23 protein-coding genes are annotated in these 25,266 nt (G+C 37.0%); 11 read left to right on the top strand and 12 right to left on the bottom strand.

Annotated elements, in window-relative coordinates; all coding sequences use genetic code 11:
• The first annotated feature begins 6 nt into the window (after nucleotides 1-6).
• A complete protein-coding gene (locus tag ANA_RS27070; RefSeq protein ID WP_168653994.1) occupies nucleotides 7-156 on the top strand; it encodes a hypothetical protein in 150 nt (49 codons plus the stop codon).
• A gap of 17 nt (nucleotides 157-173) precedes the next feature.
• Here ANA_RS27070 and speA read toward each other — a convergent pair whose 3' ends face one another.
• Entirely contained in the window at nucleotides 174-2,186 is a 2,013-nt protein-coding gene (gene speA / locus ANA_RS10940; RefSeq protein WP_015080122.1) for a biosynthetic arginine decarboxylase, read from the bottom strand.
• A gap of 527 nt (nucleotides 2,187-2,713) precedes the next feature.
• Here speA and ndk point away from each other — a divergent pair.
• A complete protein-coding gene (ndk, locus tag ANA_RS10945; protein WP_015080124.1) occupies nucleotides 2,714-3,163 on the top strand; it encodes a nucleoside-diphosphate kinase in 450 nt (149 codons plus the stop codon).
• A gap of 69 nt (nucleotides 3,164-3,232) precedes the next feature.
• Here ndk and ANA_RS10950 read toward each other — a convergent pair whose 3' ends face one another.
• Nucleotides 3,233-3,955 carry a TerC family protein gene (locus ANA_RS10950; protein ID WP_015080125.1) on the bottom strand — a complete coding sequence of 241 codons (723 nt, stop codon included), beginning with the start codon at nucleotides 3,953-3,955 and terminating at the stop codon, nucleotides 3,233-3,235.
• Nucleotides 3,956-4,618: 663 nt separating this feature from the next.
• Between ANA_RS10950 and ANA_RS10955 the strand changes: the two genes are divergently transcribed.
• On the top strand, nucleotides 4,619-4,813 hold the full coding sequence (locus tag ANA_RS10955; RefSeq protein WP_015080126.1) for a DUF2811 domain-containing protein: 195 nt from the start codon (nucleotides 4,619-4,621) through the stop codon (nucleotides 4,811-4,813).
• Nucleotides 4,814-4,955: 142 nt separating this feature from the next.
• Here the strand turns inward: ANA_RS10955 and ANA_RS10960 are convergent, their stop codons facing one another.
• A complete protein-coding gene (locus ANA_RS10960; RefSeq protein ID WP_015080127.1) occupies nucleotides 4,956-5,654 on the bottom strand; it encodes a response regulator transcription factor in 699 nt (232 codons plus the stop codon).
• A 189-nt stretch (nucleotides 5,655-5,843) separates the two neighbouring features.
• On the opposite strand from ANA_RS10960, the gene ANA_RS28195 reads away from it, so the two are divergent.
• Together ANA_RS28195 and ANA_RS10965 are read left to right on the top strand one after the other, a co-directional pair.
• Nucleotides 5,844-5,966: a hypothetical protein gene (locus ANA_RS28195; RefSeq protein ID WP_256369498.1), complete on the top strand. Its 123-nt coding sequence runs from the start codon at nucleotides 5,844-5,846 to the stop codon at nucleotides 5,964-5,966.
• Nucleotides 5,967-6,092: 126 nt separating this feature from the next.
• Nucleotides 6,093-6,716 carry a CPP1-like family protein gene (locus ANA_RS10965; protein ID WP_015080128.1) on the top strand — a complete coding sequence of 208 codons (624 nt, stop codon included), beginning with the start codon at nucleotides 6,093-6,095 and terminating at the stop codon, nucleotides 6,714-6,716.
• 41 nt (nucleotides 6,717-6,757) lie between these two features.
• Here ANA_RS10965 and ANA_RS10970 read toward each other — a convergent pair whose 3' ends face one another.
• The 6 genes from ANA_RS10970 to ANA_RS10995 all read right to left on the bottom strand — a co-directional run bounded on the left by ANA_RS10970 (nucleotide 6,758) and on the right by ANA_RS10995 (nucleotide 17,073).
• A complete protein-coding gene (locus ANA_RS10970) occupies nucleotides 6,758-7,438 on the bottom strand; it encodes an HAD family hydrolase (protein WP_015080129.1) in 681 nt (226 codons plus the stop codon).
• A 56-nt stretch (nucleotides 7,439-7,494) separates the two neighbouring features.
• The gene (sbcC, locus tag ANA_RS10975) at nucleotides 7,495-10,521 is read right to left on the bottom strand and encodes an exonuclease subunit SbcC (protein WP_015080130.1); all 3,027 of its coding nucleotides are present in this window, start codon (nucleotides 10,519-10,521) and stop codon (nucleotides 7,495-7,497) included.
• 245 nt (nucleotides 10,522-10,766) lie between these two features.
• Entirely contained in the window at nucleotides 10,767-11,321 is a 555-nt protein-coding gene (locus tag ANA_RS10980; protein WP_015080131.1) for a hypothetical protein, read from the bottom strand.
• A gap of 15 nt (nucleotides 11,322-11,336) precedes the next feature.
• Nucleotides 11,337-11,714, bottom strand: a complete 378-nt coding sequence (locus tag ANA_RS10985) for a hypothetical protein (protein ID WP_015080132.1) — start codon at nucleotides 11,712-11,714, stop codon at nucleotides 11,337-11,339.
• Nucleotides 11,715-11,831: 117 nt separating this feature from the next.
• Complete coding sequence (locus ANA_RS10990) at nucleotides 11,832-14,966, bottom strand: helicase HerA domain-containing protein (protein ID WP_015080133.1); 3,135 nt, start codon at nucleotides 14,964-14,966, stop codon at nucleotides 11,832-11,834.
• Between the two features lie 10 nt (nucleotides 14,967-14,976).
• Entirely contained in the window at nucleotides 14,977-17,073 is a 2,097-nt protein-coding gene (locus ANA_RS10995; RefSeq protein WP_015080134.1) for a hypothetical protein, read from the bottom strand.
• Nucleotides 17,074-17,313: 240 nt separating this feature from the next.
• On the opposite strand from ANA_RS10995, the gene ANA_RS11000 reads away from it, so the two are divergent.
• From ANA_RS11000 to ANA_RS11010, 3 genes are all read left to right on the top strand, one after another.
• Nucleotides 17,314-17,544: a type II toxin-antitoxin system Phd/YefM family antitoxin gene (locus ANA_RS11000; protein WP_015080135.1), complete on the top strand. Its 231-nt coding sequence runs from the start codon at nucleotides 17,314-17,316 to the stop codon at nucleotides 17,542-17,544.
• A gap of 1 nt (nucleotide 17,545) precedes the next feature.
• Nucleotides 17,546-17,710 (top strand): PIN domain-containing protein, encoded by a 165-nt coding sequence (locus tag ANA_RS11005; protein WP_015080136.1) that lies wholly within the window; start codon nucleotides 17,546-17,548, stop codon nucleotides 17,708-17,710.
• Nucleotides 17,711-17,804: 94 nt separating this feature from the next.
• On the top strand, nucleotides 17,805-18,488 hold the full coding sequence (locus ANA_RS11010; protein WP_015080137.1) for a hypothetical protein: 684 nt from the start codon (nucleotides 17,805-17,807) through the stop codon (nucleotides 18,486-18,488).
• A gap of 637 nt (nucleotides 18,489-19,125) precedes the next feature.
• Here the strand turns inward: ANA_RS11010 and ANA_RS11015 are convergent.
• Entirely contained in the window at nucleotides 19,126-20,481 is a 1,356-nt protein-coding gene (locus tag ANA_RS11015) for a sensor histidine kinase (RefSeq protein ID WP_015080138.1), read from the bottom strand.
• Between the two features lie 362 nt (nucleotides 20,482-20,843).
• Here ANA_RS11015 and ANA_RS11020 point away from each other — a divergent pair, with 362 nt between their 5' ends.
• Nucleotides 20,844-21,173: a DUF3155 domain-containing protein gene (locus ANA_RS11020; RefSeq protein ID WP_015080139.1), complete on the top strand. Its 330-nt coding sequence runs from the start codon at nucleotides 20,844-20,846 to the stop codon at nucleotides 21,171-21,173.
• A gap of 456 nt (nucleotides 21,174-21,629) precedes the next feature.
• On the opposite strand, the gene ANA_RS11025 is transcribed toward ANA_RS11020, so the two are convergent.
• Nucleotides 21,630-22,163: a cofactor assembly of complex C subunit B gene (locus ANA_RS11025; protein WP_015080140.1), complete on the bottom strand. Its 534-nt coding sequence runs from the start codon at nucleotides 22,161-22,163 to the stop codon at nucleotides 21,630-21,632.
• 122 nt (nucleotides 22,164-22,285) lie between these two features.
• On the opposite strand from ANA_RS11025, the gene ANA_RS11030 reads away from it, so the two are divergent.
• Entirely contained in the window at nucleotides 22,286-22,858 is a 573-nt protein-coding gene (locus ANA_RS11030; protein ID WP_015080141.1) for a DUF3611 family protein, read from the top strand.
• 20 nt (nucleotides 22,859-22,878) lie between these two features.
• Here the strand turns inward: ANA_RS11030 and ANA_RS11035 are convergent, their stop codons facing one another.
• Nucleotides 22,879-23,463, bottom strand: a complete 585-nt coding sequence (locus ANA_RS11035; RefSeq protein WP_015080142.1) for a Uma2 family endonuclease — start codon at nucleotides 23,461-23,463, stop codon at nucleotides 22,879-22,881.
• 434 nt (nucleotides 23,464-23,897) lie between these two features.
• Here ANA_RS11035 and serS point away from each other — a divergent pair, with 434 nt between their 5' ends.
• On the top strand, nucleotides 23,898-25,178 hold the full coding sequence (gene serS, locus ANA_RS11040) for a serine--tRNA ligase (RefSeq protein ID WP_015080143.1): 1,281 nt from the start codon (nucleotides 23,898-23,900) through the stop codon (nucleotides 25,176-25,178).
• Nucleotides 25,179-25,266: the final 88 nt, after the last annotated feature.

A 25,266-nucleotide genomic window follows, 5' to 3' on the forward strand; every position in this document is an offset into this window, starting at 1 on the left:
TGTCAGTTGTTCGTTGTCAGTTATTCGTTGTCAGTAGGGGCGAAGCATTTGGAAGATAAATTATCGGTCATTGCCAAAAATAGTTCTCCAAATGCTTCGCCCCTACAGTTGTCAGTTGTCAGTTGTCCGTTATCCGTTGTTTTTTTTGACCACTGACAACTGACAACTGACTATTAACTATTCAAGTAAGTATACCGTTGTAAACTTTGCTCATAAGTTTGTAGTAGTCGCTGAGATTCTGTTATAGTAATGTGCTGTTCTTCTAAAGCTCGCTCACACCGTTGGCGAATATTTTCTATCATGTCCTCAGCATCATACTGGACGTAGCTCAGAACTTCACTCATGGTATCGCCCTTGACAACGTGTTCAATTTGATAACCTTTGGGTGTTAAATTAATGTGAACAGCGTTAGTGTCACCAAAAAGATTATGTAAATTCCCCATAATTTCCTGGTACGCTCCATTCAGGAACATTCCCAGATAATAAGGTTTCCCCGGCTCAAATTCGTGCAGTTCTAACACTGATTTGACATCTCGCAAATCTATGAAGCGGTCTATTTTCCCATCACTATCACAGGTTAGATCCGCTAAAATTCCTCTCCGGGTTGGTTCTTCATCCAGCCGATGTATAGGCATAATGGGAAATAGTTGATCTATCGCCCAACAGTCCGGTGCTGATTGAAACACGGAAAGATTGATATAATAAATGGAAGCCATGATTTTTTCTAGGTCTTCCAACTCATCAGGTACGTATTCTTCCTGACGGATGAGAGTTAAAACTTTTTGACAACAAGCCCAGTAAAGACGCTCGGCTTTAGCGCGTTCCTTGAGGCGCAAAATTCCTAAGTTAAAACGACTGATGGCTTCCTCTTTGAATTGAGCCGCATCGTGATAGAACTCTTGGTAATTTTCTTTGTTGATGGATTGGTAGGTTTCCCAGAGATATTTAATGATTGGGGATTCTCCCTCTTGGTGAGGAGAAGGGGGATTAAGGGGGACATCGCTGGTGCTGAGAACATCAAAGATTAAAACCGATTGGTGGGAAGAAATCGCCCGGCCACTTTCACTCACTAATGTTGGTACGGGAATATGCTTTTCATCACAGGTATCTTTTAACTCTGCCACGATGTCGTTAGCATAGTTTTGCATATTGTAGTTTTTCGAGGTGTAGAAGTTGGTTTGAGAGCCGTCGTAATCTACACCCAAGCCACCACCAACGTCTAAATATTTCATATCTGCCCCCAGCATGGCCAACTCCACATAAATGCGGCTGGCTTCTTGGATGGCATCTTTAATGACATTGATAGCAGAGATTTGAGAACCAATGTGAAAGTGTAATAACTGCAAAGAACCGAGTAAGTCGGCTGCACCTAATTTTTCCACAGCTTCCATAATTTCGGGAATTGTCAGGCCAAACTTAGCGCGATCGCCTGTGGAAGTTCCCCAACGCCCCATTCCCTGGGTACTTAATTTCGCTCTTACTCCCAAGATGGGTTTAATGCCTAATTGACGGCTGACCGCAATGGCCAAATCTACCTCTTCAATTTGCTCTAGGACGATCACTGGTGTTTGTCCTAGTTTCTGGGCTAACATCGCTGTTTCGATGTATTCCTGGTCTTTGTAGCCGTTGCAAATTAACAATGCGCCTGGCGTATCCAACAAGGCTAGAGCAATCATTAATTCTGGTTTAGAACCTGCTTCTAAACCAAATTGATGGGGTTTACCAAATCTCACTAAATCTTCGATCAGGTGGCGTTGTTGATTGCACTTAACGGGAAATACTCCCCGATATACCCCAGGATAGTTATAGCGAGCGATCGCTTTGGCAAAACAAGCATTTAATCGCTCAATTCGGTCTTCCAAAATATCGGAAAACCGGATTAACATGGGTAGCCCCAAATTACGCTGCTTTAAAGCATTTACCAACTCGAACAAGTCTAATGACCCACCACGTTCACCCTTGGGGGAGACAGTCACATGACCAGCCGCATTAATCGAAAAATAAGGCTTTCCCCAACCTTCAATCCGGTACAGGTCTTCACTGTTCTCAATTTTCCAAGGTAGAGGTAAATCTCCCGTAATTGGACTAGGGACTAGTAGTTGCTTCTGTTTTTGGCGTTTCAATTCAGCTTTATGCCCATTAGACGGCATTTTCACAATTTCATCAGCGGTTGACTCGACACCCATTTCTTCCTGACCTCTGTGGTTGCCTACGAAAATAATAATTTAACAAAATAGTCTGGTAAGGGATATACAACTAGAAATAATTTCTGATTAAGAATTAGTAATTAGGGGCTGCTGAATAAACCTAGAACTGAGATATATCAAGAGTTTGAAGGTAAAAAAGGTGAATCAGGTGCAAGGAATAAGGGTTGAAATCAGCAAAAACCTATCACTTGACCAGATTCAATACTATTCTTCTCTTCTTCTAATTCTTCCTCCTGACTCCTGACTCCTGACTCCTGACTCCTAGCCCTCACAGACAACTTTTTCAGCACCCCCTAATTATAAATATCGTCATTACCATGCTGCGCTACCCGTAGAGGGGTAACTAAGCCTTGCTGCGTCTTTACTAGCCAGAAAAGAAGACAATTTTTTTCTTGTTCCCTTATCTCTGCAATTTTTAGGGAATATTCACAAGACTACTAGACAAAAGACATCAATACAACTGACAATTAACCCATCAAAATTTGATTATGTTTTTGGAGACAGATTTGGAACGCACATTTTTAGCAATTAAACCTGACGGTGTACAACGCGGCTTGGTGGGTGAAATTATCCGCCGATTTGAAACTAAGGGCTTTACCCTAGTGGGCTTAAAGTTTATGAAGGTTAGTAAAGAATTAGCGGAAAAACATTATGATGTTCACCGTGAAAGACCTTTTTTCCCTGGTTTAGTGGAATTTATCATTTCTAGTCCAGTGGTAGCCATGGTTTGGGAAGGCGAGGGCGTTGTGGTAGCAGCCAGAAAAATTATTGGCGCAACCAACCCTTTAACAGCAGAACCAGGCACAATTCGCGGCGATTTTGGCGTTAATGTCGGTCGCAACCTCATTCATGGTTCTGATGCTCAAGAAACCGCCCAAACAGAAATTGCGCTGTGGTTTAAGGAAGAGGAATTAGTTGCTTGGCAACCTCATTCCACACCTTGGTTAAATGAGTAATTAGGGATGGGTAATGGGTAATGGGTAATGGGTAATAAAACTGTTACCTGTTACCTGTTCCCTACCTAATTACTTCAAGACTTCGGCTTTTTCCTTTTCTTCTGGAACTAACTCCACAACGGTGCGTTTAGAGAAGCCCCAGGCTAAGATGATACCAATAGCTGTCACCATGAGCCATTGTGGTGGGACTAAATCATCGTTGATGACTTTTAATAACAGACGTAAACCTACAAACGCTACAGTGATGTAACCTGCGTCTTCTAAGTTTGCATATTCATCTAACCAGCGGATAAATAATCCAGCCATGAATCGGAGGGTGACAATACCGATGGTTGTACCAGTGATTACTAACCATGTTTCTTGAGAAACGGCGATCGCTGTGGTTACACTATCCAAGGAAAAGGCTAAATCGGTAAAGGCAATCACGGGTATAGCTTGCCACAGAGATTTAAAACGTGGTCCGTGATGGTGATTGGATTCGTCTTCTTGAGAGCTAAAGTGTTGGAATACTAGCCATAAGAGATAACCAGCGCCCAATAGTTCAAATTGCCAAAATTTTTGTACCCAAGTAGCTGTTAACAATAGGGTGATTCGGAGGACATAAGCAAATACTAAACCAATGTTTAGGGCTTGACCTTCTAGTTTTTTGTCTTCTAGTCCTTGGGCGATCGCAGCGAGGGCGATCGCATTATCAGCCGATAGCACTGCCTCTAAAAACACTAAGATTAGGAGGACTATAGAAGCTTCGACGCTGAAATGAAAATCTAGGTAATTAAATATTTGGTCTAACATTCCAATTTCTCAGGCAAAAATCAATAATTTACAGAATTAGAGCTTAAAAGTTTTTCTTGTAGAAAGCACAACAAATTACTACTTTCATCTATTTTAACTTGCATTTAGCCTAGTTTTAATGAGTAATTTCCGTCACCACTCTAAACTAGATAACTAAAAGTTAGCATACTTATATTCATAAATTGACTTTATCATCTTATTTACCTGATATGTCATATCTTCCTGACATTTTGGTAATTCTTATTATTAACTATTATTTTCCTCATTCATTCCACAGGATTTCCACAGGTAATTTTGTAGTTTTCCACAGATGTTTGACGAGTTAATCAGCTATTGCTGACTTATTGGGGATTGTGAATTTTTCACTACTAACAGGCTTGATAACCGAGTTTTCATGAAGTTATGTAACAAAAATATAGTTATAAGCCTGATTAATTCGTCAAGATTTATTTTTGACTGCTAATTGTTAACATTTCGCAGCATTGACAAATCCACCTGTTGTGAGCGCAAAATGATGAGTCTTAGTTTGATTCCCTTAGGCATCTGCATTTTGTATTTTGGTTTATTTTAATTTCCTTCCCTACTTTCCTCACAGGGGATGAATCAGCCCTCAGTCAAACTGAACACAAGTAACTTCTCTTGATTAATCTACAGGAAAATTTTATGAACACAACAGTTCCTCTCTTTACCGAAATTCCCGAAACATTACAGGAATCCATGAACAACTATCTGCAAAACCATCCTGATTGGGATCAAACCCGCGTATTAACAGCGGCTTTATCGCTATTTTTGCTGCAAAATGGCGAAAGCGATCGCCGAGCGGCTCGTGTTTACTTAGAAACTTTATTTCATCAATAATCCAGATAAATACTGGATTAAATTAATAAACCAACTCTGTTTCTGTTCACAACATTTTGCGTTGATAGCATAAATTTTGCAGCCCTGCTCCCACGCCTTGAAGGCTTGGGAGCGGCGGAAGTTTAGAGATAGTAGTCAAGTTTTAGTTAGAAGTAGCGCATTCAAATTTGTACCCTACACCACGGATAGTGTGAATTAATGTTGATTGAGTCGGATCGATTTCAATTTTCTTACGAATTTGACCAATATGGACATCTACAACCCGTTGATCCCCAACATATTCATAGTCCCAAACTTTTTGGATCAGTTCAGATCGTCGCCAAACTCTAGCTGGATGACTAGCTAAAAAATATAATAAGTCAAATTCCAGAGCAGTTAAGAGAATGGGTTCGCTATTAAGCATTACTTCCCGTCCTATGGAATCAATAGTTAGTTTGTCAAAGATAAGACGTTGCTGTTCTGCATTAGTTACAACCCGCTGCCGCCTTAAAATTGCTGCTACTCTAACTTCTAACTCTCCTAAACCAAATGGCTTAGTGAGATAGTCATCAGCACCTTTAGAAAAACCGCGAATTTTATCCGCTTCGTCTGTCCTGCTAGTCAGTAGTAGCACAAATACACCACTACGGCTCTGCATTTCTTGACAGAGGTTAAAACCAATCACATCCGGCAAATTAACATCTAGAATTACTAAATCAGGGTTAAATTGCTCAAACATACTTAGACCAGTCTTACCATCTTCGGCAGACTCAACTTGATAATTTTGTTTCAGTAAAAAGCGTTGGATTAAATTCCGAACCGCAGGATCGTCGTCAATTACAAGAATCTTGGCAGCAGCCATGGCTATTATTTTTTACAGAAGTACATAGAATTAACAAAGATGATTGCGTAAAAACGCAGGTTTTACTTTGGCAGTAATTCAAAATTTACGGGGGATAGGGATGATTATCCTGATTATTTCTATAAACTGTAATTTTTATTGTGAATATTGAAGAGGTAAATCTGCTGGTATAGCAGGAGTTAGGGGAGGATGAAAGTAGTTTCCCGACTTCAGCCCACAGTCCTGAGTATTCAAATTTTCAACAATCTTAAAACCACAATTTTCTTATGTGCGGTTGCCCCGACTCATGCTATTATTGTAGTAGATGGATAAAATTGCCTACTTTCTCTAATGCAGGTAGCTACTTGTCTAATTGTTGTCTTTATTTCTATAAAATCTAAAGTTGTTTTTCTGTAAAATAAAAAGTGCCGCTGATTAAGGCTAAAGTAATAACCTCCCATGAGTGATCAAAGTCCCTACGAGAAACTTGGGGTATCAGAAGATGCAAGCTTCGATGAAATTCAGGATGTTCGGAATCGCCTGTTAGAACGACATGGTGGTGATGGCAATGTCCGAGAAGTTATTGAAGCTGCTTATGATGCGATTCTAATGGAGCGCCTGCGGATGCGCCAAGAAGGTAAAATTAAAGTGCCTGAACGCATCCGGTTTCCAGAAAAGCGAGTTCCATCTTCTCCCCAAACAAGTCAAACCCTTGGTCAGCAGTCTCCTGCATGGCTACAGCGGAGTATAGATCAGCCTACTTTAACTGATGTACTGCTACCAGGAGCTTGGTATCTGGGTTTAAGTGCAACTAGTGTGTTATATCCCGGTGGTAGCGGACAGGTTTTACAACTGTCCTTGGTAGTTGGGGTAGCTATTGGTGTTTACTTCCTCAATCGCAAGGAAGGAAAATTTGGTAGAGCGGTTTTATTCACGTTAGTTAGTTTAATTGCTGGCTTAATCGCTGGCGGTCTAATTGCTGGCTTGATATTACCATCACCATTAATAACTTTGACAGCGAATCAGTTTTCGACGCTGTTGACTTTTATATTGATGTGGTTAGTAAGTAGCTTTTTACGTTAGGTAATGGGTAATTGGTTAATGACCGATTACCCATAATTTTTTTATTGTTTGAGGATAAAATCTACAGCCGTTTTTAAATCGGTCACAATCATATCAGGTTGATAAAATGCTAGTTGACTGTGATCTCGGATACCCGACTCAACTGCAATAATTTTGATATCGTGTTTTTTGGCAGCAGCAATGTCGGCTTCTGTGTCTCCCACCATCCAAGTATCAGCCGCAGGGGGGAGTTCAGCTAAGGCTCTAGCCATTAATAATGGTTTATCTTCGATATCACGAGTTTTTAGATAGTCGTTACTTAGGCAATAACGGCGATTTTCTGGGAAAAACTGGCTCAAATTATATTGATTAAAAGCATAATCTAATTCTCGTACCCGTCGCATTGTCATCACGGCTAAATCAACACCGGCTGCTTGAACTTTGGTGAGTGTTTCTAATGCAGTGGGAACAAGGACATCATACTGGAAATAGGGGAGGGTGTGGACTATTTGTTTACGGATTTGGGAAAATTCTTGCCCTTGTTGGGCATCTAAACCTGATTGTAGAGCAATTTGGAGTTCGGGAGTGTGCGATCGCTTGAGTTGCCAAAATTCGGCTTTAGAAAGTTCTGTAATTGTTTGTTGAGGATATCGGGTTTTCTCTAGACACAATTGATAAACACGGTAGTAGCGTTCCGAAACATCCATGATTGGCCCGTCAAAGTCAGTAATTAATCTCAGCATGAGTAGATAATTGGATATAGATCCCCGACTTCTCAAAGAAGTCGGGGATCTGGGTATTACATCAATAATTGTAACTGTGAACCTTGCTGATTTTTACTCACTTCAATTCTGGCTTGGAAGGCTTCTTTGAGGTGGGGCATATGGGTTACAGTGAGGATACAGGCAAAATCAGAGGATATGGCGTTAATTGCCGCAATTAAGCGATCGCATCCTTCCCCATCTTGAGTCCCAAAACCTTCATCTATTACTAATAATTGTAATGAGGCTCCTGCCCTTTGTGCCAATAATTTTGCCAAAGCTAAACGAATCGCAAAGTTAATTCTAAAAGCTTCTCCTCCTGAATAAGTTTCATAGGATCTCGTTCCTCTGGAATCAGCAATTAAAATATCTAATGTATCTATTAATTTAGCATTTTTCTTACTTGATTTGCCACTGCGTCCCGCTTTTTGGGTGATAAATTGGACGTGAAATTGATTCGCACTCAATCGAGAAAGTAATTGATTAGCTTCTGCTTCCAGTTGGGGTAAAATATTTTCAATCATTAAAGCTTGAATCCCATTTTTGCCAAAAGCTTGAGCTAATTCTTGATAAACACGCTGTTGTTGTTTACAAATTTGCACCTGTTGGATATCTTGTTCATATTGATTTTGCAAAGTTTCTAATTGCAGAGACATTTGTTTTAATTGTCCCAACTGAGATATTTTATGATCTAGTTCCCGTCTCCGGTTTGCTAATTGTTGTTCTAAAGCATTAATTTGGGCTGTTGGGTTCGCACTGTCGGTTAATTGTTTAACCATATTATCAATTTGTTGAGTTAATATTTCTCGTTCTTTGAATATTCTTTGCAATGAATCTTCCAAATCTTGACTTTTATTACTTAATTGAGGATATTGTGCTTGTGCTGATAATAATTGTTGATGACGTAATTGCCAACCTTGCCCTTGTCGCACACCTTGACGCAGATAATTATGCTGTTCTGAACTATAGCCAATTTCGGCAATTTGCTGTTCTAAATTAGCGATTTCTTTCGCACAATCAGAATCAGTTTGTCCTTGTTGCAGTTGGAATTGTAATTGAGCAATATTCGCTGTTAATTCTGGTTTTCTAGCTATTAGTTGTCCTTGACGTTTTAAGGCATCCTTAATTTGTCCTTGTTTAATTTCTGCCCAACGTAATTTATCCACATCACTACGGGCAAGAACGTGGTCTTGTTCACTATAATTAAGTTGCTGGAGATATTGATCTAATTGCTGAATTTCTATTTGTTTTTCTGGTGCATAATCACCGGTTTCTAAGGAATTTTCTAAATGTTGTTTTTCAGAAATAATTTGCAGTAACTGTTGTTGAACATCACTTGTAGCTTCTAACTGTGCTGCTAATTGTCCCCGTTTTTCTCGCAATGAATCATAACCTGATAACTTTTGGTCTATTTCTCGATATTCTTGTCTGAGTACCTGAATTTCCCGATCTGAAACCGCTATTTGTTCCCGCACTACCCAAAATTGTCCTTGGGTATCTTCATATTCTAATTGAGTTTTTTCGATAACTTTACTCCAATGATGTTCGTCTAGAGGACGTTCACATAAAGGACAACTAGCATCGGGATTTTGTAACATTTGCAATTTTTGTTCTAGTTCCCCCAATAACCTTTCATAATCTCCTTGATGAGCTTGTAAACGCTCCAGAAAATGTCGTCTTTCCTGTCCTTTTTCCTTGACTCTTTGGAGATAAACTCGCTTTTTATCTAATTCTTCAATTTGCGTTCCTATCTCTATTACTGCTTGTTGTAATTGGGGTTGACGATGGTGTTGATTTTGTAATTGTTTTTCTGTGGCTTGCATTTGCTCCAATCGCGCTACTAGACTAGCATGAGTGCGATCTAATTGACTTTGCAAACTGGCTCTTTGTTGTAATAATGGTGTTACCTGCATTTGCAATTGATCTAAGTTAGTCAAATGCTGACGAGCGGTATTTAATTGTAATATAGCTGTTTCGATATCCCCAGATTTACTCAAGGTTTGGGAAATTTCTTGTTCTTGTTGTTCTAAAGCTGCTAATTGAGCTTCAGCTTGTTGTAATTGACGTTCTAAATCTTGAGTTTGTTTATATAGCTGTTGTTGTTTTTGTTGTTTTAAATTGGTAGCGCGGGTATGTTGTTCAAATTTAGCTGCAAAAATTTCTTCTTGAGATTGCAGACTTTGATATTGAGCATAACCAGCTTGAATATCAACTTGTTGATTGATAATCTTTTCTAAATCTGTTAATTGGGATTTTACGGATATTTGTTCTTGTTGTAAGCGATCGCTATCTTGGTTCAGATTATCATATCGTTGCCGCACAAAATTTAATTGTTGTTCCCAACTTTGTCTTTGATGTTGGATAACTTGTAAACTTTGTAATTGAATATTTTCAAAAGCTTGCACTTGTTGTAAATTATTCAATTGCGCTTCTAACTCAGCGCGTTGAGTTTCCGTTGTTTCCCGTTGTTGGAGTTGAATTTTAATATTCGCTAAAGAATTTTCTAAATCTTCTCCTCGGATTCTATAAAGTTTAGATTTATCCTTAGCGCGTTCTTCTAACTCATCATACTGATTTAGTTTTAATAACTCCGCCAAAATTTCCTTGCGTTCAGCAGGACGTTTGAGCATAAATTCATCGGCTTTCCCCTGACGCAAATAAGCTGAATTAATAAAAGTCTCATAATCTAGCTTAATATGTTCGAGAATGACATCCTGAGTGGCTTTTAATCCCTTACCCGTCAAAGGACGAAACCCAGCAGGAGTTTCAATTTGAAATTCCAAAATACTAGTTCCACCTCTTACCCGGTTGCGAATTACCCGATAAGTTTGCAAACCACTCTGGAAAGTGAAATCAATTCGGACTTCTTGTGCGCCAGAATGAATCACATCATCCTCAATAGTAGCACGGCTTTCACCCCAAATTGCCCAAGTGATAGCTTCTAAAAGGGAAGATTTCCCCGCACCATTAGAACCACAAATACACGCCGTATGCAAGCCGCTAAAATCTAAAGCTGCGTCACGGTAACTAAGAAAGTTTTTGATGATAAGTTGGACTGGAATCATTCAGGCTATAGCGCCACATTTACAATTTTAAAAGTTAACAGTACAGATGCACTTAGTTTTTAGTTTAGCTATCTAATTAGCAAGTTTCTAGTTCTAAAGACATCAACTTTACAAAAATTTACAATAGGAAGATGATTTTTTAAATGTAATGTGATTTTCTGATTCTGAAGATGTAATTTTTGTTACATTTATTTAGAAGCGTTGCACAAGTGCTGACTTATTGGTTTTATATTTGATGTTATGATTTATTTCAATATCCCTATTGATTGCAAAGTGCTAAGTAACTGAGAAATGCCTTGTGCAGCTAATCCAACACCAGCAGCTAAAGTACCTGCTACTTCGATGATTTTTAGAAAACTTACAGACTTATCTTTTGCATCATCTAAATCATCTTTTCCAATTTGAATTTCAAATTGAATAGTATTAGGTATATGATCATTTTTATGCTTAAGAGAATCAACTGCATTCTCCATTTCTTCAATACGTTGTTCTTGTGCATTCATACCTTTTTTGAGATTCTCTAACTTACCATCCATTTGTGTTTTAATTTCACCAATGTTTTGTTGACACTCCTCTACATTAGTTTCACGAGTTTGAACTGCTCTTTCTACAGTAGCAATCATTTTATGATCCGAATTTGCGTAGACTCCTTTTGTACTTTTTAACATCTTCAGTCTTTCCTGTAGACTTTCTATGTCTTCCTGATACTCTTTTTGTGATTCTCCTAGAGTTTCAATTTGTTTACCATAGTCTTTCACTTCTCTTTCTAAATCCTGGCGATCATTATATTCTTGTGACATGATTCTTAACCTCTTTTATTTCTTAATTTTGACAAACATATCTTGTAAATCTGCCAAATCTATGCTATTTACAAAATCTATCATAATTTGGCAATCATCGGCAATATTTTTCAATTGTTCCGCTTCAGGATTGATGATAAAATGTAACTGTGCTTTAGCAATGAATTTTGATAAATCCTGAAATTTACATACAATTATCTTTTGTTCTTGCTGCATTGAAGCAATAGTTTTGAATAGTGAACTTCCAGATTTTTCTAATTCAGCAAACCAGTCAGGTGCTAAAATTAGTTCTTCATATATTTTCAGTAATTGCAAATAAGCATGATTGAACTTTATAGCTTGATTTGCTAAAGTTTCGTAAGATAAAACCAGATTTTTAACTGCTATATCCAAAATAATTTTCTCCTATTTATTGGAGCTTGGGTTGAGGAACGAAACCCAACATTTACGAATGTAACGTATACACAATGTTGGGTTTCCTTGCGTCAACCCAACCTACAGTTATTGTACTCATATTTGTAAATCATGTTTAACTTTATTAATTTTCGCTTGCTGAATAGCTAAACTCAACACCTCCGTTAACTTATCTTGTAATTCTTGTTTTTCATTTTGCAGACGTTTTAAAGTGTCTTTTAAAGATGATTCCTCAACATCAGTAATGCGTCTTTGTTCATAAGCAAGATTATCTGCTAATTTTTGAATATCCGCAACCTGTGATTCTCTATTTAAAACCTGCGCTAAATTTATTATCTGTTGCTGAGTATTTTTCATCTGACGAGATAATTTTTGCCAAAGTTGTTGATAATGACTACGACGAATCTGATTATTTTTATCCAACACCTTTTGATAGAATTGATCAAATATTCCCAATTTAACATTTACCAAAGATTGTAACTCTACCAAATCCGTTAAAGTTAAATTAGCAGCAAGTTGTAAATACTTCAAACTGCGGATATTATTAGCATCAATGCGTCTATCTATTTGTAGTGATAATTCATCAGGAACAGGGTTTAAATCAAAACGTAACTCTCCAGCTAAACGATGAAAGATTTCCTGTTTTATATTTGATAACAAAATTTGTAATTCTGTACAATCTTGAGAAACTTGTTTTAACTCCTCCCGAATATCAGTTAAACTTTGATTGTGTTCTTTATACAAACGTTGATATTCTTGTAAAGCAGTGGATAGTAAAGTTTGCTGACCTTGAATATACCAAGGACGGGATTTAATCACATCTTTAATTTTATCATTAGTAATCGAACTTTCTACCCCTAACTTTTCCTTAGCACTATTTTCATAAGGAATTTTTACCGGGTGGGGACGATACCAACCTTCCATATATAAGAAAGATTCACCAGGTTGTAAACGCGCAATTTCTTCCATTTGTGATTGGTCTAAAAGCATCCCTTGACCTATATCTTTTCTATCATCTGCTGACACCAAACGATGAGCAATTTTCACATTTGTATTTTTGACAACCTCTGCTGCTACTCCTGTTGGTAATTGGTCAGCAATAATAATAGATTCTCTCAAAGCCCGCATTTCTGCTAACATTCTAGTGACATAATTTGCGGCTTCTTGTTTTGTATTTGCATCTTCACCAGAGGAAGTACCTAAATTTCTCCCGACTAAATTATGTGCTTCTTCTAATAATAAAATATGTTCAGGATTTCCGGCTTTTTCTGTCCGTTGACGCTTGATGTATTCCCGAATTTTCGTTAATAACAAGAACGTCATCAAATTTGCTTGGTCTTGGTTCAAATAATCTAATTCTAAAATTGTGGGATATTTTAATAAATCAGCAATTGTGGGACTACTGCGTTGAGTATTTAACATCGCACCCACACCACGTTTTAATAAACTCCCAATTCGCACTTCTAAAGCTGTTTTTAGGTTAGATTTTACCTCACCTGCGTAATCTTTGGTTTCAAATAAAGCGGTGATTTTTTTATATAAATCCCGCATGGTGGGAATTTGTAAATTTTCGGGTGTTCCTTCTTCGTTTCCTGTCCATTCTCGGTCATAATATATTTCTTCCAATGCTTCGGAAAGCAAAGCGGGTAAAGGACCAGAAAGAGGTAACGCACCCCGAAAAGATGCTTCTAAATTAGAAATATGTTCATAAAAAGGAACACCTTGGGAAACTTCAAAGGGATTAAATCGAAAAGGAGAAATTAAATCATTTCCTAAAGTGTAAACTCGTAATTGTTGGGTGAGGATTTTTAAAGATTTGAGAAATTCGATATCAGCGCGAGTAAATTTACTCAGATTAGGATTGATAGCCAAAAGTGAACGATATTCAGTTTTCGCAGGTTCAAATACTAAAAATGGGATTCCATGACTCCACAACTGAGTTAGTAAATTAAAAGCTGTGGTGGTTTTTCCACTTCCAGGAACACCACAAATAAAAGCGTGTTTATTCAGTTGTTTTAATTCTATTTGTATTTTGTTTTCTTCACCTCGGTTAATTTCATAACCACCAAAATCAATCCATTGTTTATCTTTATCTAAACTGGTAATATCATTTTCTTGACTAATTCCCGCTACAGGTGCATCAATGGGTACAACTATGCGAAATAAACCACTAATTTCATTTAATGTTGCGTAGCGGTGTAAAGGTTTTAAATCTAAGACGCGCACACTACCTTTACCTGTGATTGAATCACCTCCAAATTCTGCTTCTCCTAATCCTTTATCCCATTCTTCCCAGTGGGTAGCGGTGGAAAGTTTTCCTGATTGAGTAGCTGCGAGACTGTCTGTAAATGTGGGATGATTGGGAGTGAGAATAATAGTCCGGTAGCGGCTTTTTTTAGTTCCACTTAATAATAATGTTCCCAAGACGCTGCGAACTGCTAACTCATTTTTTCCCAAAACTTTGAAGCTATAACGAAATAAGCTTTCTGTGAGATAGGAAGATTGATATTTTTCGTAAATCCGAGAGACTAATTGTGCATTTCTGTCTCCTTCTTTAGCGGAACTTAAACTAGAACCACTACTAGCTTGTCTGAGTTGAGATAACATTTGATCTAAGGCGTTTATCCAATTAGATTTTTCTTGTAATGTGGTGGTATCTGGTTGAAAAGTTATTTCCAACATCAGGGGACTATTGAAGCGAGAAATAACTTGACAAACTACTAACATATCGTTAGCTTCATCTGCTTCTAATTGCAGTGGTACATAATAATTTGGTAATCCTTTTGTTTTCAAAGACGCTAAGGAATCTTTAGGACGAGTGCTGATAATTTCTTCATGTTTTATTGCTTCACCAATACAATTTACCCAACTGAGATTTTGAATTTGGGGAACTTCTGTTTGTAATTCAATTTTATAAAATTGGTTGAGAAATCCATCTGTGATGATTTTTTTAATATCTTCAGCTATTTGAGTTTCGGTATCAGGTGAAATAGGTTGTGATTGACTGACGACTAAATAAATACCCAGTCGTTTATCGAAGGGTAAACCAGGTGTATAGCAATAGCGTATGGAAAAGGTGAGGTTATAAACTCTACCAATATCGCTGAGGAGAAGTAAGAAGTCTTTTTGACTGCTGAGAACTTTTTGACGTACTCCTTGTCCATATTGGGAGGTGTATTTTTGGGATTTTAGATCGGGGAGTTGGGGTATTTGGAATATGAGGGGTAACATGGTGAAATAATTAAATTGATAATAGATTTAATATCTTTTGTTCTTCATCATTAAGTCTGTAGAGTTCATCTGCTTTTTGATTTTCTGCTTCTTTAATATTTTTCTTAGCAAGTTTTACTTCTCCTTCAAATATTACAATGGCTATGATTGTAAGTATAGCAGTAGGTACAAGTGAAGAGGATATAGCTTTATTAATATTAAAATTTTGTATAACAAATAATACTAAGCAAACAATGATAAATGAAGCAAAAGGAGATATTATTTTTGCTAACTTAGCTTTTTTAAGACTTGCTTTTCCTTCTGCAATATCGATATTTATAATAGTTAATGGATTTTTTTCACCGAATTTAGCCAATTCAGATGCTGTACGATATCTATATTCTAAGTCATTTAGTTCTATTGATAATTGTCTTTTTGTGTCATCTTCATAAAATTTAGTTACTTCACCTTTTAATCGTGATAATTCATCACGTAAAAACTGTACATAATTATTTAATATTAAATCATATTGATCATTTTTTTCTATGTTTTCTATAAAATTTATCCTTTCTATATCCTCAGTGGAAAAAGTTAGGGAATCATAAGTTAAGTTTTTTAAGAAAATCTGTGTGAATATATCATCTATTCTAATTCTATATCTCCAACTATCATTTATATGTCGAATATCCTTAATTTTATTATTTGAAATCACTTTTCTATACACCTCAAAATTAATAGATTTGATTTGTTCTAGTTGTTCATCAAGTTTAAATTTTAAATCTACTATTTTCTGAAAGCTACTATCATAAAACTTAGTTACTTCATCATTTAAATGTGATAATTCCTCATTTAAAGACTGTAAATAATCATTTACAATTAAACGATATTCATCATTTTCTTCTATATTTATATAGGGAATATCCTTAAATTTATTATTTGCAATTACGCTATAATATACCTGGGAATTAGTAGATCGGATTTGCTCTAGTTTTTCATCAAGTCTAGATTTTAAATATCGTATTTCTTTGCATTTAATATCACATAATTCTTTCCTTTCTTTCATTTCATTCTTTATATTATCTACAAAACGCTGACAATCATTTTTTACACCTTTTCTAAGCAATATTGGCAACAAAGTGATCACACAATTAGCTATATTTTTCAATTTATTATAAGAATGATCTTTATAATAATGAGAATAATAATTATAAAGATGATGTTCATTATTTACATTATATTCTTCTTTAAGTAAAGAGATAGCTGTTAATAAAATTGGCTGATAACACTGACTAAATTCATCCAACAATGAACTATCTATTTCATATATTTTATCAAGATTAACAGCAGCCATATTTCTAATCTCTCGATTCCTACTTTGTAAACAATGAATTTGACTAGCTATTAACTCATCATTGAGAACTTGATTTTTTATTTGCTTCATTGCTTCTTGACAAGCAGCTAATTCAAACAATTCATTTTCATCAACGTCTAATGCAGAAATTCCCATAGATTCTGCTCTTTCTAAACCTTCGTTTACATCTTTAATAGCTCTTAAACCTAAAGCACTAAATATTTTAGAAATCACTTGTTCACATTGAGGATTGTGTCTATATATAATAGATGCTGTTTTAATTTTTAGCTTGGTTAAATTACCATATATCCAAAAATTCAAATATTCATCAAAATCATTGCTTGATAGCAAACTTTTATCATCAAGCATTTTCAGTTTAGCTCGCATTATCCTATCAGCAATATTTTTAGGTTCTACCATCAAATGTTGAGAAAAAGCAATAAAATTAAATCCCAAATTTACAATATTAGTCGCAGCAGACCAACGAATTAAATCTGTTTGTCCTGACTTTGCTTGCTCACTTAAAATGGTCAACAAATCATCACTTTGCTTCAATCTTTCCCTAATATCTGCATCTGTAATCTTGCCAAAAGCCTGAATAGTTAAAGATATTAATGCTTCTAATTTAACATTTATTAATATTTCTACAAAAGCCTCAACAGGTGGTTCATGACTTGTCGCTAAAGCTTCAAATAAATCAATTTGTTCACCTGCATTTTGACATTTATGAAAAGCGGTAATGATTTCAGAAGCAGTTTTGAGACTTGAGTAATCCATACTGGTGGTAGATGTGATGAGTAACTAGCATTTAGAATAGCACAGGAATAAACGTGAGTATACAGTGCTTATACTTAATTAACAATTGTCCAGATCCCCGACTTCTCCAAGAAGTCGGGGATCTAATTTCACTGTCTGAATCAGGATGTCCAGGATTTAAGGATTTACAGGATTAACTGTTATCTAATATTCAGAATAGAATGAAATATATACGCCCAATTTTCATCCCCACAACCCACTATGACACAAATCACCATTTCCGAACTCCCCCAAACCCTTCAGACTCTAATTAACGAAGCTAAAAAAACAGGTGAACCCCTGACAATTACAGAAAATGGTATTCCTCTGGCGATTATTTCTCCTATTAAGAAAAAATCCCTTCTCGAAGTCTTTGCTAACCTTGAGGATATTGATGAAGAATTTCCCAATGTTGACGAAGGGTTATTACCACTAGATGAAATAGAGCTTTAAAATGTCTTACTCTTACTTACTCGATACCAATACATTATCGGACTTTATTAAACATCCAACAGGTAAAATCTTTTCTAAAATTCAAGAAGTTGGAGAAGAAAAAATTTGTACCAGTATCATTGTTGCTTGTGAATTACGATTGGGGGCAGAAAAAAAGAAAACGTAAGTAAGCAGCGCTTATGCTTAATTAACAATTGTCCAGAAACTATCCTAGCCAACCCACGTCACCATACATATCACATATTATGGGCAATCTTATCATGAGTCGTTCTACCCGTTGGCAATCTCGCACCGCTGCACTCATGGCCATAGCCATTACCACAGGTGCAGCTACCCCGTTATTATCTTTTAGTCCTGTTCTGGCCCAAGGATACAATCTCAATCAATCGCGGACAATTAGTATTCCCGCTAACGTAACTTTACCTGTTACCTACGACAAGGAAAAAGTTATTGTCAAACCGGGTGAAACATTAGCCCTAACTCTGAAAATAGCTGACAATGTTACTGATAGCAACAGAAATATTTTAATTCCTGCCAATACTGAAGTGATTGGTGAATTACAACCAGTAAGATTAAATACTCGATCTTCTGGGAATAATCAGCAAGGTGTTCGTTTTGTAGCCAGAGAATTAGTATTTCCTTCTGGACAACGACAACAGATTTTTGCTAATTCCCGAACCATAACCAAAACAGAAACAATCTCCAAGGGATCAAGCACTGGACAAGTATTAACTGATGCTGCTATTGGTGCCGGTGCAGCTAGTGTGATTTCCCTAATTACAGGTAACAAGAAAATTGAAGTTTTAGAGCCTGTGGGTGGTGCAGCAGCGGGTGCTTTAGCTAGTGTACTATTGCGGAAACAAAAAGCTGATGTTTTTGTCCTCAGACCAGAACAAGATTTAGCTATTACCCTGACTTCAAATTTGGTGATCACTCGTCAATAGAGTTAATAGCATTAGTTAAGTTGTGAATTTAATCATATAAATAAAGCGATTGTTTCCCTGAATTATGGTGAAATGTCGCTTTATTTTTATTTTTATGTAAAAACTATTTTTATTCTCTAAGAGGATGTTTGAAAAGTGGTATTCCGTAATTTTCATCACATTGCTACCCCCCTTTCCCCTTGTAAAGGGGGGAAACAATAAAAATCCAGTTCCCTCCCCTTTACAAGGGGAGGGTTAGGGTGGGGTAAAAAATATTTGATACATCAACCATAACTTTCCAAACACCCTCTAAGAGGATGTTTGAAAAGTGGTATTCCGTAATTTTCATCACATTGCTACCCCCCTTTCCCCTTGTAAAGGGGGGAAACAATAAAAATCCAGTTCCCTCCCCTTTACAAGGGGAGGGTTAGGGTGGGGTAAAAAATATTTGATACATCAAGCATAACTTTTCAAACACCCTCTAAGAGGATGTTTGAAAAGTGGTATTCCGTAATTTTCATCACATTGCTACCCCCCTTTCCCCTTGTAAAGGGGGGAAACAATAAAAATCCAGTTCCCTCCCCTTTACAAGGGGAGGGTTAGGGTGGGGTAAAAAATATTTGATACATCAACCATAACTTTTCAAACACCCTCTTACTTAATCAACAGACTGTAGCCAAATTATAAATGTAGTTCCTGGGATATGCGGTAATGTGATAATTGAGTGAATGGCCGGACTGAAAACCTCTATACTTCCCTGCATTTCTGCTATTAGCTGTTTAGCAATACTAATTCCTAAACCAGTTCCGGGTATTTCTGTTTTTGCCTGTACACCTCGATAATGTCTTTCTCCAAGATGTTCTAAATCTTCTGGAGGAATACCAGGACCTGTATCACTAATAGCAATACCTTGTAAATTTCCTTTTTGTTGCCCACATTGGACTAAGATTTTTCCACCGGGGGGAGTATATTTCAAAGCATTATCTATAATATTACTCAACACTTCTGTTAATGCTTTTTCATTCACTTTTACTAAAGGTAAATAGTGGGAAATTTCCGTAATTAATTGTAAATTTCTTTCTTGGGAAATAGCTTGAGCCGATATTAATAAAGGTGCTAATAAATCTGCTAGACAACAATCAGTTAATTGTTCTCCTGTTCCTGGCAATAATAATGCAGGTTTAACTGGCTTTTGCACATTTTCATTAATAACAACCTTTGATTCTGGTAGAGGTAGAGGTGCTAAATCTGCTGTATTTAAATCAATAACCTGATCAAATTGTTGCAATAGCTCTTGCAAGCGATCGCTCTCCCTGACTATACTGGTTGCTACTTCCCGATTAGGATCAACCGGTCGCATTCGCTTAAATAGTAACTTACCAAAGGTGCGAATAGCAGTTAAGGGGTTACGAAGCTGATGCAAAAGATTATCTAATAAATCCCGTTGTCTCTCTTGCAAAATTTGTTCTTGCTGGAGTTGGTGTTGTAACCAAGCCCTCCGCTGGTCTATAATGCAAGCGATCGCTAAAGTTTTGGCAATGCGTTCAATTTCCCCCTCTTCCCGTTGATTCCATTCCCTATCGTCCCTCGCAGTCACCAATAAGCCCATCATTACACCCTCATAAATCAGGGGTAAAACAATTTGGTTATGACTGAGTAAGTATTCATCCTGTTCATCGTGTAAATTTTGTTTTTCTGTTGTTTCCGATTCCACCGACGGATGAGAAGATACAGAAGTCGGTTTTAACAACCTCGGTTGCTGATTTGGGAATGCTAAAACATTAGCAAGCCTTACAGAATAGCTATTCTCTGGTTCACCATATTCATTACTAGAATTTAATGCTATAGTCTCTGGATACACCATTACCGGAATTAGTCGCGCCTCACTTATAGGCTTTTCTACCAGTTCCTGTGTTAAATAAACCACCGTAAAAGATGCCCCCATTCCTTGGGTTAGCAGGGCTATTTGTTCTCGACATAGAGCAAGGAAATCAGAACTGGCAGACATTAGCATGAGTTCAGGAATCTAGGAGGAAGAAAGAATCTAGGAGTCAGGAATCACCGAGTCAGGAGTCACCGAGTCACCGAGTCACCGAGCAAGGAAGAAGAAAATTACCCAGTCCCCAGTCCCCAGTCCCCAGCCCCCAGTCAAGGCTTATAGCTATCTAGTTTAATCTGGTAATGGGCGAAGAGGTAACAAGTAATGGCTGAAAAGGCAGCGATTTTTTAATTTTTAATTCTTGATTTTTAATTGTTTTTTCCCCAGTTGTATCAAAACATTAAAAACTATTGATTTTTTGAGATAGAACTTATATAATGACGACGGATTTTGTAGCCATAACTACAGTCTATAGCTTGAAACAGGAGGACAATAGGTTGGCACGGAGACGCAAGCGGAAGAGTCGTCGGAGACAGGAAGGACGGCGCATACTTGAGCATATTCCTCAGTACAGCATTGAAAGTGGCGAAGATAAACCTGTGACAGCAGCAAGAAAATTTATTCAAGCTGAAGGTATTTTGCCACCCGCGCTGCTACTAGTAAAACGTAATGAACATACAACAGACCGTTATTTCTGGGCGGAAAAAGGTCTGTTTGGCGCTCAATACGTAGAAGAGAATCATTTCTTGTTCCCTAGTCTTAGGACTTTAGAATCACCAACAGCACAAGAACCTGTTGCTGTTGCTGTTGCTGTTGCCAGTAACTAAACAACAAATGACCATCATATCTTGTAAGTGTGACTTCTGAATCTGTGAATAATTAACTGGTAATTTTGACCAGCTTATTCAAAAATTCCTTTTTTTAATTTTGTTGTTGAATTTGCCAGTAGGGTTTAAATGAATTCTCTCAAGTCATGGCATAATTAATTCCTCATCAACTAAATTTGGTTAGATGAATCAGTTTATTATCAGCTTATACACCAAGAGAATAGCGACAGAGCCAAGGTCATCCAAAAAATGAAGCATGAATTATTTATGCTCTCATTAATTTGGACTACTATCAAGCTCTGTCCACCAATTTAAATTTTTCCTTATGACATTTCAGGCATCAGGAAGATTAACAGCACAAGCAAAATTTTTCCTTCCTACTGCTGATTTACTCAAAATTGTAGTCAGAAGCCTACATGAATGTGGAGAATGCTGGTTTTTATCCCCAAAAATCAATCAAGTGTCCAGCGTCTTTAGCTGTAATGCCCTTTGTAACTCAGCAAGTTCATCTCTATGGGCAGTCACAGTAATTATACTTGAGAAGTCTTGTCCACTCAGGATATTTTCCATCTTGAGTGACACCTTCTCAAGTCTTCCAGATTTTTTCCAATACAATAACCCACTTAAAGGCGAAAATAGGATTATTCCCAGAAAAAACTGCCCAAAATCGGGAAAAAGCATTGATAAAACCAACGCCAGACAACCTAAACCCACAGCAGCTAATACAGTCAAAAATACTGCTAAAAACCAGCTAGGGCTGACAAATCCCTCAAAAGTGACTTGATTTTTGGCAGAGTCTACCGCTAAAACTCGATAAGCACGAGAGCGAAAATACTCCTTTAATGAAGTCATGAATGTATTTTCGTCCTGATCCGAAGTCAAGCGCATCATTTCTGTACGGTCTTTAGTTGAAGCACGTATAAAGAAAAATAAACCAACTGATAAGAGGAAAGTTAACAGGAAAGTAGATTGCAAAACGGTAAAATCCATAACTAATTTTTAAGTCGGAAATTTTCAGTAGACTTAAACCATTATCAATTATTCTGGAAACAGGTAACAGCTAACAAACAACAAACGGAAGTTGTTTTTAACTTTTAATTTTTAATTTTTATATGTCACAAAACTCCGAAACACCATCATCTAACATCCGGGCTATCGCCCAACAATTTCGCCTAGCAGGTTGGATTAGTTTCTGGATTCAGTTGGTATTAGGTGTAATCTCTGGAATAATTGTCTTATTATTTGGCATTTTTAGTCAAAAAGCCAACAGCCCCAATAATAATCCAGGCACAGGCTTTGGTGTATTTTTAGCAATTTGTGGCATAATTCTGTTGGGCGTTGGTATTTACTTGGCTTATCGCTACACCAGAATTGGCAAAAAACTAGAATCCCCTAATGCTAGTAATCGTCCCCGTAAGGCGGAAACCGTGCAAGTATTACGTTTGGGACTATGGATAAATTTAGGCGGCATATTAGTCACCCTGTTGGGAGCGCAGGCGATTGTTGGTACATTGGTAGCTAGGTCAATATCTCCTCAAGCCGCAACTACTCAATTATTTGACCCCACTCGGATTATTAGCGGTTTGGATATGCTCATAGTCCAGGCAAATACAAATACTGTATCAGCGCATTTTGCAGGTTTATTAGCATCTTTGTGGTTAATGAATCGGATTAATAAACCATAATTGACAGTGGTTGTAATATCCTAATCTTTGAAAACAGGTAGTTCTAAAATAAATCCTGGTAAAACATTTTCTCCCGATAAACTTGTCGGTAATGATACTATTTCTACAGATTGATTTTGACGGTAAATTTCTACTTGTTGATTTTGAGGATCAATTAACCAACCTAAACGTAAACAACTATTAAGATATTCCTGCATTTTCTCCTGTAATTGACTTAAAGAATCTGTACGAGAACGCAATTCTATGACAAAATCAGGACAAATTTTCGCAAATTTTTCTTTTTCTTTAATGCTTAAAGATTCCCAACGTTCATTAGCAATCCAAGCCACATCAGGAGAACGTTTACCACCATTAGGTAGAGTAAAAACAGTGGAAGAACTAAATACTTTTCCGAGTTTGGTTTGACGATTCCAAATCATCAAATTTCCATTTAATTCTGCTTCTCTATTACCAGTAATTAGATTAGAAGGAGGGAGGATAATTAATTCATCTTTAGCTGTTTGTTCAAATTTATAATATTCGTTAATTTGAGATAATTTATAAAATTGTTCATCACTTAAACCAACATTTTTGATATTTAAAATAACTGATTGAGTTGTCATCATTGCTGAAAACTCCTTAACGCTTAGGTAATGGAGAAGAGTATCTGAACTAATTATCAACCATATTTGGTAATTTTACCACTGATCATAATCAAACGCAGATGAACGCAGATGAACGCAGATAAGAAATGTGATATTAGTATATAGGGTTTAGCATTGTTCATAGGTGTCAACTTAACGTAAAACCCATAGCCCGCCTGGGAATGAATTCCCAGTCTCATAGCAAAAGTCATCTAAAGATGACTAAATAACCCGAAAATTTTTTAGTAAACTTTAGTTTACTTTGGCTATTAGACCGGAACTTAAGTTCCGGGCGGGTTTGGAAGCTAAACAAATAAGCTATTTGTAGCTTAAGTTGACACCTATGAGCATTGTTAAACCCCTACGATTAATCATCTCAATCAAGTATAATTGACAAAACTTAACGAAATTCACCAATGCTGGATATTAAACAAATTAGAGAAAATCCCCAACTGGTACAAGAGAAGTTGAACAGTCGTAGTGGCAAATACGAGATTCAACCTATATTAGATTTGAGTCAGAAACAACGGGAATTGGAAGTAAAACGCAATGAACTCCAAGCCCGGAGTAATGAAATTGGTAAACTGGTGGGACACAAGGTAAAATCTGGTGTTAATCCTCAAGATGCAGAAATTCTGGCTTTAAAGGAAGAAGGAAACAGCCTGAAAATCACATTAAGCTCATTAGAACCCCAGGAAAAGGAGTTAAAAGCCCAAATTCACCAATTACTCTTAGCACTTCCTAACCTTCCCAGTGATTCTACCCCCATTGGTAAAAGTGAAGATGATAACCAAGAAGTGAAAACATGGGGAGATGAATATAAACCCGAAAATCCGAATATTATACCCCATTGGGAAATCGGCGAAAAGTTGGGAATTTTGAACTTTGAAAGAGCGGTAAAAATTGCCCAAACTCGGTTTGTAAGTTTGATAGGTGCGGGTGCAGGTTTAGAAAGAGCATTAATTCAGTTTATGCTTTCTAAACATATTGAAAATGGCTATATAGAAGTTAGTCCACCGTTATTAGTAAATACAGATTCTTTAACGGGAACTGGACAATTACCCAAGTTTGCAGAAGACAGTTTTAAATGTGCAGAGGATGATTTATGGTTAATTCCTACCGCAGAAGTTCCAGTGACTAATTTGTATCGGGGGGACATTATCAACGGGGAAGAATTACCAATTTATCATACTGCATATACGCCATGTTTTCGGCGGGAAGCGGGAAGTTATGGACGGGATATGCGGGGTTTAATTCGGTTACATCAATTCAATAAAGTAGAGTTGGTGAAGTTAGTAAAACCGGAAAATTCTTTTGAGGAATTGGAGACGTTGCTAGTCAGTGCTGAGAGTATTTTACAGGCTTTAAAATTGCCCTATCGGGTGATTAATTTATGTACTGCTGATTTAGGTTTTTCTGCAACAAAAACTTATGATTTAGAGGTATGGTTGCCTTCTGCTGGGAAGTATCGAGAGATTTCTAGTTGTTCTAATTGTGTTGATTTTCAAGCGAGAAGGGCAGATATTCGGTTTAAGGATGCTGGTAAGAAGGGGACGCAGTTTGTGCATACTTTAAATGGTTCTGGTTTGGCTGTGGGAAGGACTATGGCGGCGATTTTGGAGAATTATCAGCAAGCTGACGGGACGATTAAAGTACCGGAGGTGTTGCAGGTTTATTTGGGTAGGGAGGTTTTGTAGATATTTTACCTATCTGAAATTCTGTATAATCACTGTGAATAGTGATTATACAGATAATTTATTGTTAAAATGTTAGTTACAAATATCA

The organism is Anabaena sp. 90 (assembly GCF_000312705.1).
GTDB lineage: Bacteria > Cyanobacteriota > Cyanobacteriia > Cyanobacteriales > Nostocaceae > Dolichospermum > Dolichospermum lemmermannii.